Here is a 14116-nt window from a genome sequence, read left to right as displayed (position 1 = left end):
TTACTTTAAAAATTGATATGCAATTAATGCAGCAACAAACGCAATAACTGTCATCGTTCCTAATTGGATCATAGGCCATTTCCAACTGTTAGTTTCACGTTTTACAATTGCCAGCGTACTCATACATTGCATGGCAAATGCATAAAATAACAATAAAGAAATTCCGGTAGCAAAGCTAAATACCTTTTTTCCAGAACTTGCATATACTTCCGATTCCATTTTGGCTTTGATCGTATTTCCTTCTTCGTCGTCACCTTCACTACCAACACTATAAATCGTTGCTAAGGTTCCAATAAATACTTCCCGTGCTGCAAACGAACTTACCAAAGCAATTCCAATTTTCCAGTCGTATCCTAAAGGTTGTATTACGGGTTCTATACTTTTTCCAATAGCACCTAAGATCGAATTTTCTAATCGTAATCCAGCTACTTCATCTTCAATCAGTGCTGCTTCAAAGAGCGAAGTTTTCGCTGCAATTGAATCTGTGAGTTGTTGTTCTGTATACGTTATATCGTTGGTCGTAAACTCTTTCAGCAAACTTTCTTTATAACGCACAATTTTATTGTCTAATGCAATTTTTTGAATCTCATTCAAGCCATTTTTTTCATACGATACAGCAACAATAGTCTCTGCATTTTTAAATGTATCATTCACACCAACAGATGCTAATACCCATAAAATAATAGAGATTGCTAAGATGATTTTTCCAGCTTCAAACACAAACGCCTTGGTTTTTTCAACTACCGTAATTGCAACGTTTTTGAATAGTGGAATTTTATAATTTGGCAATTCTACCACAAAATAAGACTTGCTTTCAATCTTAAGTGTTTTGTGTAAAATATAAGCAGAAAGCAGTGCAATAGCGAATCCGATTAAGTACAATAACATTAAGGTAATTCCTTGCCAATTGAAAAACCAAAACACACTATCGCCTGGAATTATTAAGGAGATTAAAATGGCATATACAGGCAAACGCGCCGAACAAGTAATAAATGGGGTTACTAAAATTGTGATTAAACGTTCTTTCCAACTTTCGATGTTTCTGGTTGCTATAATTGCAGGAATGGCACAAGCAGCACCAGAAATTAAAGGAACAACACTTTTCCCGCTCAACCCAAACCGCCGCATAACTTTATCCATTAAAAAGACAACACGACTCATATAACCACTTTCTTCCAAGATGGAAATAAAGAGAAACAGAAAGGTAATTTGTGGAATAAATATGACGATTCCTCCCAAACCTGCAATAATTCCATCAGCAAGTAAATCAGTAAACATTCCCGCTGGCAGTACTTCTTTAGTCCATTCTGCCATATTTCCAAAAGTTTCATCAATAAAGTCCATTGGAACAGAACTCCACTCAAATATCACTTGGAAAATCAACAATAATAACAAAGCAAAAATGATGTACCCGAAGAATTTGTGTGTAAAAACTCGATCGAGTTTCGCTTGTAAATCTGTCGCTTTCGAACGATCTACTGTATGCGATTTTTTTAAGGCCTCATTGATAAACTGATAACGAACAATTGTTTCGCGATGCTGTACTTTTTTAAGTTCAACTTTAGAAAGCGACGTTAACAGTTCTGTATTGGTAATGGTATTTTGTGTAATTTTTTCTGCAATAATACAAGGTTCTATAGAAAGAGATTGATACGCAACAATAGCTTCTTTAACCTTGCCAATTCCTGTTTGTTTTTTTGAACTAATTAGAACAATCTTTGTTTTAAGATCGATTTCTAGTTGTGCAATATGGAGTGAAATTCCTTTCGATTTCATTCGATCTGCCATATTAATAACTAAGATTGTAGGAATTTGTAAATCTTTTACCTGCGTAAAGATGAGTAAATTGCGTTTTAGTTGTTCTACATCTGTTACCACAACTGCGACATCTGGGTAATTAACATTTTCAGGATCATTTAAAATATCAATCGCAATTTTTTCATCAGCGGAAGAAGCATTTAAACTATACGTTCCGGGTAAATCTAAAATTGTTGCTTTTTGTGTTCTGGATAGTCTACACGTTCCTGTTTTTTTATCAACCGTAATCCCGGGATAATTCCCAACTTTTTGGTTTAAACCTGTTAAGTGGTTAAATAATGATGTTTTTCCTGTGTTCGGGTTTCCTATTAAGGCTACTTTTATTGTGGAATGATTCATGAGCAAATAGGATTACAAAACTTTTTCAATTTGGATTTCTGCAGCAGTATCTTTTCTGATAGCAATATTACTACCATTAATCGTTAAAAATAGAGGTCCGTTGAATAAGGTAGTTTGTATTAGGGAAACTTCATTTCCGGGCAAACAGCCCATTTCAATAAGTTTTAATGGAATAGTGTCTACAGGAAAATCAAGAATGATTGCCTTTTCTCCTTTTTTTAAATCTGCAACAGTCAATTATTCAATACTTAGATTTATTTTAAAGAAGTAAAAATAAGCTAAAAAGTTTAGTTAGAAAATTTCCGTACCAAAAAAGCATTAATCCTCGTAAGAAGCTTTTAGGGTTTCAATGTCTCTCAGTAATTGTTCAATTTCTTCTTCTTTAGTACCATCGTAGAATCCGCGAATGCGACGTTCTCTATCAATTAGCATAAAATTTTCGGTGTGAACCATGCTATAATCTTTATCACCATCCGATTTTACAGCTAAATACGATTTACGCGCTAGGTCATAGATTTGTTTTTTATCACCAGTGACTAAATTCCACTTGGCGTCATTTACACCTTTCTCAATTGCATAACGTTTTAATTGTGCTACGGTATCAATTTCTGGAAGAACTGTATGTGACAAAAGCATTACTTGATCGTCATCCATAATCTCTTTTTGAATATTTGCCATGTTTTTTGTCATGATTGGACAAATAGTTTGACATGTAGTAAAAAAGAAATCTGCTACGTAAATTTTCCCTTTGTAATGATCTTGTGTGACGGTTTCTCCATTCTGATTTAACAAAGAAAAGTCATTTATTTTATGATATTTACTTATGTGTTGTATGGAATTGTCTACTAATTCAACATTTACATTCGTAGGTTGATATACAGGAAGCACATTGTCCTTGCGAAGCGCAAAGTAGAATAGTGTCATTATGATGGCTGATAAACAGATCATTACAACCGCAAAAAGTCTGTATTTTTTAAAAAATGATAACATTTAGTGTTGTTTGGCGGATAAATCTACAGTTCGCCGATTAAATTTGGGTCGTTCGTCGAAAAACTAAGTGCAAATTTACAATTTTTATTTTGAAAACAGGAAAAATTCCTATATTGGTTGAACCAAATCTAACCACATTACCATGAAGAAAACCATATTAGCCCTTGGTTTTTTATGTAATTTTATAGCCTTTAGCCAAACAGATCAGGAATTGATCGATGTGGTTCAGGGAGAGTATAAAAAAGCTAAAAAGTTACAGGATTTTCAAGCAAATGAAAACACTGAATCTTACGATTTATTATCGCAAAAACTAGAATTAGAAGTAGATCCAGCTGTTCATTATATAAAAGGAAAAGTTACTACAGAATTTCGTTCTTTAGAAAATAAAAACACTATCGTTTTTGATTTATCAGACAAATTAGAAGTATCGTCTGTTACTTCGGAAGAAAAAGCATTACAATTTACACATACTAACAACGAACTCACTATCACATTTGCCGATGATGTTTGTGAAGACGCTATACGCACACTTACTGTAGCGTATGAAGGTGTTCCAAACAAAAACGTAGATGGAGATGGATTTGTAACAACAACACATAACAAAACGCCATCATTATATACACTTTCTGAGCCTTATGGTTCAAGAGATTGGTGGCCTTGCAAACAAGACTTAAACGATAAAATAGATCAAATTGACGTCATCATCACGGCTCCGAAGGCATACAAAGCTGTTTCTAATGGAATGGTAATATCAGAAAAACAGAATGGAGCTATGATGACGACGCATTGGCAACACAATTACCCAATTCCAACTTATTTAATTGGAATTGCTGTAACTGATTATGAAGTATTCTCACAAACTGTTGAAAGAAACGGATATAGTTTTGACATTGTAAACTATGTATATCCTGAATCTAGAGAAAAAGCAGAAGAGTACACGAAAGTGACTGTTGAAATTATGAACTTTTTCCAAGATTTATTTGGCGAATATCCTTATAAAGATGAAAAATATGGTCATGCTGAGTTTGAATATGGTGGCGGAATGGAGCATTCTACAATTTCTTTTATGGGGAACTTTAGCAGATCTTTAATCGCACATGAATTAGCACACCAATGGTTTGGAAACAAAGTTACCTGTGATTCCTGGAATGACATCTGGTTAAATGAAGGTTTTGCTACATACTTATCTGGATTAGTTGAAAATCATTTTGATGGAGAACAAGACTTTATCAATTGGAAGCGTGGAAAAATTGCAGATATTACAACTGCAAGAGCAGGTTCTGTATATGTACAAGATGAGAAGTTAGATAATCCTGGACGCATCTTTAGCTCACGATTAACGTATAACAAAGGTGCAATGGTAATTCACATGTTACGTCAAAAATTAGGAGATGATGTATTCTTTAAAGCCATCAGAAATTATTTGAATGATGAAGAATTAGCCTATGGATATGCCAATACAGATCAATTAAAGGAGCATTTAGAAAATGAAAGTTGTCAAAACTTAGATAATTTTTTTAGTGATTGGATTTATGGTGAAGGATATCCTTCGTATGATGTTGCTTGGTATCAAAAAGCTCAAAATGAGTTAAACATCACGATGAATCAATCACAATCAAGCAAAAAAGTAGATTTCTTTGAAATGAAAGTTCCCTTTTTAATTGTAGGAATGAATGGAGAAGAAAAATATGTAACTGTAGATAATACTTTTGATGGTGAATCTTTCTCTTTAGCTTTTGACTTTGAAATTGCAGATATCATTATTGATCCAAAATTTGATATGATTTCTAAAAATAACAGCATTAGAATTGACATTGAAGCTATTGCCGAATTAGAAATTCAATCTTCTATCAATAATACCGGAAACAAAACTACCTTAGTTACTCCTGAAAAATAATACGATACAGTATCGTTTCTGAATAAATCTAGTAAAATCCAATTATTAGAGTGCTGCTATTTTTTTTAAGTAATCATAAAAGCTTACTTTTGTGCGTTCTATAAACATTTTATACTATAAATGGGAGTATTTATTCAGATTACATCGTTTGTCCTTATCATTTCAATTCTAGTAATTCTTCATGAATTAGGACATTTCATACCAGCAAAACTTTTTAAAACAAAGGTTGAAAAATTCTACTTATTCTTTGATCCGTGGTTTTCTATTGTAAAAAAGAAAGTCGGTGATACTGTTTATGGAATTGGATGGTTACCTCTAGGAGGTTATGTGAAAATTGCCGGAATGATTGATGAAAGTATGGATAAAGGACAAATGGAACAACCTCCGCAGCCTTGGGAATTCCGTTCAAAACCAGCTTGGCAACGTTTAATTATTATGTTAGGAGGAGTTATTGTAAACTTCTTATTAGCGTGGGTGATATACATATCAATATTCATGTATTATGGAGAATCTTATGTTCCTGTTGATCAAATAGAGCATGGATTGTACTTTGATAGTGTAAGTGAAAAAATAGGTCTTAAAACTGGAGATAAAATCATTGCTATCGATGGAGATAAAGTTGAAAAATTAGACAAATACTTAAATATTGATTTATTACTTGGTGACGAAGTAACGGTAATACGTGAAGGAAAAGAAGTAACAGTAGCATTAAGTGATGAAGGAAAAAAAGCAGCTTTAGATAGTAGAGGAAGACAAATAATAGTTCCACGATACAATACTTTAGTCATTGGGAATGTTGCAGATAGCTCTAATGCAAAAAAGGCTGGAATATTACCAGGAGATGAAGTTGTAATGGCTAATGGTAATACTTTTGAGTTTTGGGACGAATTCTCAGAAGAAATTGCTAAAAGAAAAGGAAAATCTATTGCAATACAAGTAAAGAGGAATAATGAATTAATTGATATTAATGCGCAGGTTTCGGACAGTCTTGGATTGGGTGTTATACCGGATTTAGATTTAGCCAAAGAAAAATTATCTATTGCACGTGAATATGGCTTTTTTGAGGCGATACCAAGAGGTTTTGAAGAAACCATTAATGTATTGGTACGTCAGGTAAAACAATTCAAGCTCATTTTTAATCCTGTTATTCAAGGGTACAAAAAAGTAAAAGGTCCTATTGGAATTGTAGAAATGATGCCAACATCATGGAATTGGCAGTTCTTTTGGAGTTTTATGGCAATGTTCTCTGTGTGGTTAGCCTTTTTAAATATCTTACCTATTCCGGCTTTAGATGGAGGTCATGTAATGTTCTTACTTTACGAAATCATTGTGGGGAAAGCACCATCTCAAAAAGTGATGGAAATAGGCCAAATCATTGGTTTTGTAATCATTATGAGTTTAATGGTTGTGATCTTTGGAAACGATATTTGGAACTTAATAAAAGGTAGCTAATCAATAGTACTAGAACAGAACTTAAAAGTTTTTGATTTTTTTTAAAAAATGTTTGTTCGAAATAAAAAATAGCATATATTTGCAACCGCAAAAAGCAATAACACTCCTCCTTAGCTCAGTTGGTTAGAGCATTTGACTGTTAATCAAAGGGTCCTTGGTTCGAGCCCAAGAGGGGGAGCAAAGCTTTCAAAAGCCATCCATTAGGGTGGCTTTTTTTATACGTATACTTCTCGTAAACCGCCAACTTTCCAAGTTTTTTAGACAATTTTACTGCATTACCTATTTTTTGGATACTACTGAATAATAATTCAAAAAAGGTTCCCGGCTCCCTCTATTGAGAAGCCATATAATAGAGTTCATACACATATTATCTAACGATTTGAAAATAAATCAGGTAAGTTAGATATAAATAACATAAGTAGTTCTAGGTCAGTAGGTTCGAATTTTCGAAACTACTGTTTTAGTATTGATATTGATTTTTTGAGTCATAGAATTGACAAAAAAATCTATTTTTGAAATTAATATGTGATACAAATCACGAATGAAAAAATAACTCTTGAAGAAAGAGTAAAAAAATAATGTTCTTTGATGTATTGAGAGATAAAAAAGGTAAAATAAAGCTGATATACTTATGCAATTACACAGCGATTTTACAACAATAGTTCTTGTTGTATTCAAGTCGTTCTTTATTGGATTTACTCAGGACGAGTTTTGCTTCAGCAAGTTTAGGATTCTTATGCACCTCGTTTGGGGTATAAATTTTATGCTTGTTACAGGGCTTTTCGTCATTGTAATTCTCAACAAAGAAATCGAGTTCTTGCTGTATGGTGGTAGAAAGTATCTTTTTGATTCTGAAATAATATGATTTCATAATCTTGTACGGTCCTTCAACGATGGAATTAGAGAAAGTTACGTCTTTCAGCGCAATCTTTTTATTGATGTTAAGTTGACACTCTTGGATAAACTGATGAATGGTTTTGTTATTATTCTCAGTTCCACCATCAACGATAAGATCAAGGGAATAATCTTTCAGATCAACACCAAACTCTTTTTTGATGGCTTTTTTAACCGTATCGGTTCTGATCTTTGCAGATTTTTGCGTAGAAATATCATAAGAAATGATCTTTCGAGAGAAGTTATCAACTACGGTATAGATGTAATAGGTAATATCATCAAAGGTTTTGTATTGTGAAATATCCATATGCCACGTTTCATTAGGACGAGAAGCATCATACGATCCTCGTTTACGTTTGATCTTTTGTGGCTTTCTCGCCTTTGAAAATCCAAGTTTACGAACGTACTTGTACCATGTAGATACCGCCATAGATACAGCACTATCACGAACGGCTTTACCCCATACTGATCGAATACACCAAATCTTGTACTTAGGATTATTCATGTAACGTTTTAAGACATTGATCTCCAAAGGAGAAATTTGATTAGGTCTTCGCTTAAAACACTGTCCGATGATCGAGTTGTTACAATAGGAGGCACGTTCATTGAGCCAAATCATGTATCTGTGTTTAGAAATATCAAGAAATCGAAGCAAGACATGCTTACTTACAGGAAAGTCATCAGAAATATTCTCAAAGGAATTAAGAAATAGTTTAGTATCATCAAGTGAACTTTGAATCTTATCAGCAAACTCGCCACCAATATATTTTTGTGGGTCTTCCTTTCTCCAATAGAAGGATGTACTTCGAACAATATCTTTGGTGAATGAATATGGAAGGACTTGTTCGTGAATGCCAAGAGCATAAGATGTTTTGACATCCGAATGATACTTTTTGTAAACCTGTTGCATCATCAAAAAAACAAAAAAAGAAGAAAAACAAAAATCTCTCAATATGAAAGTCGAATCTTCCTCGATTCGAAAATTCGAACTAAATTAATGAAAAACACTACTGGTTCGATGTCTAAGAGGGGTCTAAAAAATAGCTAACTCACTAAAATTCAAATCAATGCGGTTCGATAATCGACTAAGAGGGGGAGCACACATACAAATGAAAAATTATGTATGTGATAAAAATTAAAAATAAACTGATAATACATGGTATAGCACCTGTATTTAACTATTAGTAACTCAAAATAATGAATGCCATTTGTAAAAGAAAGTCTAAGATAAAAAGTGATGATATGGTAACAATATCAAATAGACAAAGAATCTTTCAATAATACACCATTGTTATGTTGTAGTTTATTACCTTTAAGTGGCTAAATAATCTCTTTAGTATGAAAGTTATCAAAATCCTCACATCTGTATTTTTTGCATCTTTATTAAGTCTCGGGATAGTGCAAGCGCAACATAAAAATAAACCGAAAATAGCTGTTGTTTTAAGTGGTGGGGGAGCTAAAGGAATTGCTCATATTCCTTTATTACAAGCGTTGGACTCCTTAAACATTGTGCCAGATTTAATTGTTGGAACCAGTATGGGAAGTTTAGTAGGCGGTTTTTATACCATGGGATACTCAGGAGATAGTATTAAAAAAATTACGCAAAATGCAAAATGGGATCAATTGTTGGGTGGAAAAACTTCTTTAAGTGATGTAACCGTTGAAGAAAAAAGTGAGTTCGGAAAGTACCTTCTTGACTTTGACATAAAAGACAAAAAAATAAAGAGCAAAGTAGCCATACTCAATGACCAGTATCTAAGGGAGTTTTTTATGACCTACACGAATCCTGTATATAATGTCTCTAATTTTGATGAGTTACCTATTCCCTACAGAGCCGTTGCTACAGATATTGTTAATGGAAAGGAAGTGGTATTAAAAAGTGGAAGTTTGGCATTAGCCATGCGCGCTAGTATGTCTATTCCTAGTATTTTTCAACCTGTTCCTTATGGAGATGTGTTGCTTGTTGACGGAGGCATATTAAATAACTTTCCTGTAGATATTGCAAAAAAATGGGGTGCAGACATCATCATCGGTAGTGATGTAAGTGGAGGTATGCAAAGCAAAGAAGAACTTGAAGGAATTACACCTATTTTATTTCAAGCCGCGATGTTGGTGAGCAATATGAAAAATCCTGAAAGCAGAGCAATGTGTGATATTTTAGTTGATCATTATCCACATCTTACCTATTCGACAGGAGATTTTCAAGACCACGAAGCAATCTATAAAGAAGGGCTTATAGCGACAAAACTTCAACTGAATGAGTTGGTAAAGCTTTCCGAAATTATAAAAAAATATCCTCAAAAAAAACCATTGATACCCTATAAAAATCAAAAAATTATTTTTGACAGTATCTATTTTAAAGGTGTGAGTAATTCCAATTTGGATTTGATTAAATCTCGTTCTAACATCAAAGCAAAACAAGCGTATACTGTTGACGAAATTGTCAAGGGAATTGACAGATCAATGGGAACCACACTATTTAGTCAGATTGATGCAAAACCTGTCACAAAAGATAATTTTATGAACCTTGAATTTATTGCTAAAGAAAATTCTAATCACCGATTAAGGACCTCTTTGCATTACGACGATTACAGAGGTGTAGGACTAATTTTAAATTATACAGGAAGAAACTTTTTAGGAACATCATCCAGACTGGTGACTACAATTGATTTTGGAAAACAACCCAGATTTAGAATTCAATATCAAAAGCAGTTTGGGAAAAATAAATCTTGGTGGTGGCGCAATGAAATATTTGGTGAATTTTTGAATCAAAAAATTTACAGACTAGGAGACTATACAGAAGATTTGAATTTTGACTTTATACAGTTTAAAAATGAAATCAATAAAAATGTTGTGTCTCTTAAAAGCTATGTTGGAATAGGGATGAATTATGAAAACTTTTTACTGAAACCAAGAGTAAATACTGAAATAAATGACAATGTATTTAGTTTTGAAAAGTACCGTTTTCAAAACTTATCAGTAGACATTCATTTTGTAAACAATAACTTGAGTAAATTATTTTTTGCAAAAGAGGGATCTTTATTTAAAAGTAAAGTCTTACGATCCATAGATCATAAATTGAATTACCAATCTTCTGGTGGAGGAATTAGTTTAGAAGATAGAAAAACTAGTGATTTTACGAAGCTACTTCTTTCCTATCAAAAGCGAATGCGATTTCATAAAAACTTAACTCTCATATTAGGATCTAGTGTACATTTTATTTTTCAAGACCAATTGAAAAGTAACCAAGTTCCCTTTGATACGTATGGCCTAGGAGCACATTATTACCTTGGAGGGTACTTAAATGGTACACGAGAGAACAGTCTAAGGTTTCCAGGATTGAATGAAAACGATGTTCCTGTAACGCAAGCCATTAAATTTCATCTAAAATTACAAACTAATCCATTTCATAACGTATATATTTCTCCGCACCTAAATTATGCTACCATAGGTTTTGGAAACTTTAATGAATATATAAAAAAAGCAGTGTTGCCAACTGGAAATTGGACAGAATCTTTTGAGCCAAGCAGTTTACTTTCTGTTGGAACAACTTTTTCTTATGATTCTATATTAGGGCCTGCAAATTTAGATATATCATTGGTAAATGATACCAATAAAGTGCGTGCCTTCCTTGGTGTTGGCTTATTTCTTATGCTATCAGATTAAAATGATTTTTTGCTAAATCTTTTTTTTGATATCGGATAGAAGGTTTTTAGGGAAGAAGCTGTTTACTATTAAACCAGTGATCAAAATGGTTAAAAAATTGCCAAAGCTTCTATGTCTTGAGTGTTCTATTTGACAGATGTTTTTGAGTTCATCGTTCCCCTCGATTTCCATGATAAAAACAAGTAAAAAGAAAAGAAATTCAATCACTTACAACATTATTAATTTATTTAAACAATCTCTATGTAAATAACTAATGCTAAATTAAGGGTTAGCAGTTGTTTATAACTAGTGCCAAGCATGAGTGAGTCAACATAATAATACTCAAAACAAAAAGCTATGCTAATTTTTTAGTGTAGCTTTTTGTATTTTGGAGATATGAGTAGGAGGTACAAATTTCATAACAAGAGTGGATAATATTTTGTAAGTTTTGCGACCATAAACTGGATAGACGTATTTACACGACAAGTGTATTTTGAAGTGTTAGCTGATAGTGTAAATTATTGCAGGGCAAATAAAGGCTTGGAGTTATATTGTTATTGTTTCATGCCAAGCCACGTCCATTTAATCTTTCGATCCAGTACAGATCAACCATCGGAATTACTACGGGATTTTAAACGTCATACATCAAAGAAACTATTGGAAACTTACAAAGTAATCCACAAGAAAGCAGAAAAGAATGCGTATTATAGATGTTTGAGAGTGCAGGTAAAAAGAATACAACCACAAGTAAATATCAGTTTTGGCAACATCATAACAAGCCGATAGAATTATGGAGTGAAAAAGTGATTAAGCAAAAAAATGATTATATTCATAACAATCCCTTAGCAAGTGGTTTTGTAACCAATCCAATTGATTGGAAATACTCAAGTGCTAAAAATTATCAAGAAGATCAGACTATTTTAGAAATTGATGATATTAAATATTTTTAGCTTGTGTATCGTCACGAGTTATAAACTCGCGCTAGCATGCTGAAAATACCTTTTTCTATAAAATAAGTGGCACAAAATAGAATCGTGTAGACCCAATTAATCCATTTGAAAAATGATTAGATTTAAAAATGTTTTTGAATTATATGAGTATAAAGAGTCTCATAGAATATTAGTATTAAAAAAATATCCAGAAGATTCTTTAGATAAAGTTACAGAAACTTTAATCTTTTCTGCTGTTTTCTATATTCAGATTCCTATTTCAATAAATAATTTTGAAATTAGATTTGGAAAAGATATAGATAAGAATTACATCAATGCACAGAATAAAAACTTTTATTTTTATTGGGATTTACAAAAAATATTTGTGATTGATACAGATGATGGTAATAAATACTACATAGGTGCAGGTAACTTAAAATATGAGAAGATAGAAGCTAATGGTGAAAAAATTGTTATAAATTATAGCTAATCATCAAGAATCTGAAATGGAAGTATATGAAAGCACCTTAAGTTATTATTCAAGACCTTTTTTGGATTTCAACAGGCAAACCTTTAGTATAGCAATAACTATAGTACCAATGAATTAAAAAATATGAAAAATATAATTATTATAATACTGTTAATGAGTTATTTATCTTGTGTAACAATGAAAAATCAATCTGTGGAAATCACTGGGAAGGCTGAAGATATGAAAGCTGGAGCAGTCATAATTTCAAATCAAAATAATAAATTCTATTTTATTGATGGTATTAAAAGCTGGCCTGAAAAAATAAGAGGCAAGATTATAACACTTACTGGAATATTAAAGATATTTGATACAAAACTTTCAAAAGATGATGAATCAGTAATAAAACAACAGGCTTTGGGAGAAAAAAAATTAATCCTAAATCCTAAATGGAGAATAAAATATTAATTCGCTAGCGCTAACAAGGGAATTTATTTAAAGGAATAATTTAATCTGTTGAATCAGGCAATGAACATGATAGAATTGCCAGAATAATAAAAGTTGCTCAAAATAAAATTTGCAAAAAATGGAAATAAAAAACTAAGAATATCATTTTATTTAATACTCTTCTGCATAGTTGCAATTGGAATTAGCTTTATTTTTTCCTTTATCAAACAAAAAGATTTTACGAGATTCGATATAATAATGGCTTGTGTTCTTGCTATAATTTTATGCTTGTATTACCTATTAATTGGAAAATGGAAATAAGCTCGCTAGCGCTAGTTTATAGCTAGTGCGCTAGTTGTAATGGTGAATCTGTTACGGTTACTAGCACAAATCATAACGGAGCAAAAGTTAATACAAGTAGTCCAACTTCAACAGAAGTTGATGCTGAAAAATAAAAATCACCAACAAAGCGTATACAGAAAGTATATCCTGCATATAATCTAAGTGGGAAAAAGTATAAAAGCTTTAGAAAAAAGAAAAAATAATGAAATTTAGCTTAGGAAAATATTTTTTAATACTTCTGACCTTTTCATTTAGCTGTGAAAAATCAAATGAAGTAGATAAGAATATAGATTATATAAATGTCTATTTTATTCAGAAAGGAACAACGTATCCAATAAGAATTGATTGCAGTTTTGTTGCTGATCAAGAGCGATCAATCGAAGAAATTCATTATAAAAAAATTACAAATAATGAATTTATAGATAAGTTTTTATCCTTAAAAAATGTTCTTACTGAATCCAAAGACAGTAAACCTGTAGACTCTAAAATTAAAGTTTTTATTAAATATAAAAATAATAAGAAAGATAGTATATGTTTTGGAGCCTATCATGGAATCGAAATAGATGGAGTCAAAATGAATGACTCAGAAGAACTTTTAGAAGTTTTGAAAAATGAAATCAATTATGATAATACATTTAGAAGTTTAGATGAAATTTTAAATTCTAAGTAAAATAATTTTCTAGATATTTTTTTTCTAAAAAAACCAAGCTGCCCATAGAAAGTCAGCGACAGAGTGAGCGCTAGCGCTAGTTTATAACTAGTGCCAAGCATGAGTGAGTCAACATAATAATACGCCAGACTCTGCCATAGATTTATACAGACAACTCAAGAAATATTTTAACTATTATAATACCAAAAGAAGACATCAAGGAATCGAAAATCAAATACCTGTTAACA

The 14116-nt window shown here is 32.0% G+C and carries 10 protein-coding genes, 1 tRNA gene and 1 pseudogene; 8 read left to right on the top strand and 4 right to left on the bottom strand.

Annotation, left to right across the window (positions count from 1 at the left end; genetic code table 11):
• The 3 genes from feoB to MK119_RS17525 all read right to left on the bottom strand — a co-directional run bounded on the left by feoB (position 1) and on the right by MK119_RS17525 (position 3147).
• Entirely contained in the window at positions 1-2157 is a 2157-nt protein-coding gene (gene feoB / locus MK119_RS17535; RefSeq protein WP_290681410.1) for a ferrous iron transport protein B, read from the bottom strand.
• Positions 2158-2169: 12 nt separating this feature from the next.
• Positions 2170-2394: a FeoA family protein gene (locus MK119_RS17530; protein ID WP_290681407.1), complete on the bottom strand. Its 225-nt coding sequence runs from the start codon at positions 2392-2394 to the stop codon at positions 2170-2172.
• 81 nt (positions 2395-2475) lie between these two features.
• Positions 2476-3147, bottom strand: coding sequence for an SCO family protein (locus MK119_RS17525; protein WP_290681404.1), 672 nt, complete (start codon positions 3145-3147; stop codon positions 2476-2478).
• Positions 3148-3289: 142 nt separating this feature from the next.
• On the opposite strand from MK119_RS17525, the gene MK119_RS17520 reads away from it, so the two are divergent.
• From MK119_RS17520 to MK119_RS17510, 3 genes are all read left to right on the top strand, one after another.
• A complete protein-coding gene (locus tag MK119_RS17520; RefSeq protein WP_290681402.1) occupies positions 3290-5044 on the top strand; it encodes a M1 family metallopeptidase in 1755 nt (584 codons plus the stop codon).
• A gap of 120 nt (positions 5045-5164) precedes the next feature.
• Positions 5165-6496 (top strand): RIP metalloprotease RseP, encoded by a 1332-nt coding sequence (gene rseP / locus MK119_RS17515; protein WP_290681399.1) that lies wholly within the window; start codon positions 5165-5167, stop codon positions 6494-6496.
• A gap of 104 nt (positions 6497-6600) precedes the next feature.
• A tRNA-Asn gene (locus tag MK119_RS17510) sits at positions 6601-6674 on the top strand.
• 459 nt (positions 6675-7133) lie between these two features.
• On the opposite strand, the gene MK119_RS17505 is transcribed toward MK119_RS17510, so the two are convergent.
• The gene (locus MK119_RS17505; RefSeq protein ID WP_290681397.1) at positions 7134-8303 is read right to left on the bottom strand and encodes a DDE-type integrase/transposase/recombinase; all 1170 of its coding nucleotides are present in this window, start codon (positions 8301-8303) and stop codon (positions 7134-7136) included.
• 425 nt (positions 8304-8728) lie between these two features.
• Between MK119_RS17505 and MK119_RS17500 the strand changes: the two genes are divergently transcribed.
• The 5 genes and pseudogenes from MK119_RS17500 (at position 8729) to MK119_RS17480 (ending at position 13889) form a co-directional block, all read left to right on the top strand.
• Positions 8729-11056 (top strand): patatin-like phospholipase family protein, encoded by a 2328-nt coding sequence (locus tag MK119_RS17500; protein WP_290681395.1) that lies wholly within the window; start codon positions 8729-8731, stop codon positions 11054-11056.
• Between the two features lie 435 nt (positions 11057-11491).
• Positions 11492-11985 (top strand): annotated as a pseudogene (locus MK119_RS17495) (transposase).
• A gap of 112 nt (positions 11986-12097) precedes the next feature.
• Entirely contained in the window at positions 12098-12454 is a 357-nt protein-coding gene (locus tag MK119_RS17490) for a hypothetical protein (protein ID WP_290681392.1), read from the top strand.
• Positions 12455-12577: 123 nt separating this feature from the next.
• Positions 12578-12898, top strand: coding sequence for a hypothetical protein (locus MK119_RS17485; RefSeq protein WP_290681389.1), 321 nt, complete (start codon positions 12578-12580; stop codon positions 12896-12898).
• 523 nt (positions 12899-13421) lie between these two features.
• Complete coding sequence (locus tag MK119_RS17480) at positions 13422-13889, top strand: hypothetical protein (RefSeq protein WP_290681386.1); 468 nt, start codon at positions 13422-13424, stop codon at positions 13887-13889.
• Positions 13890-14116 lie beyond the last annotated feature (227 nt).

The organism is Kordia sp. (assembly GCF_022447245.1).
Classification (GTDB): Bacteria; Bacteroidota; Bacteroidia; order Flavobacteriales; family Flavobacteriaceae; genus Kordia.
Note: the sequence above shows the minus strand (reverse complement) of the source record. Positions and strands in the feature narration are given on the sequence as shown.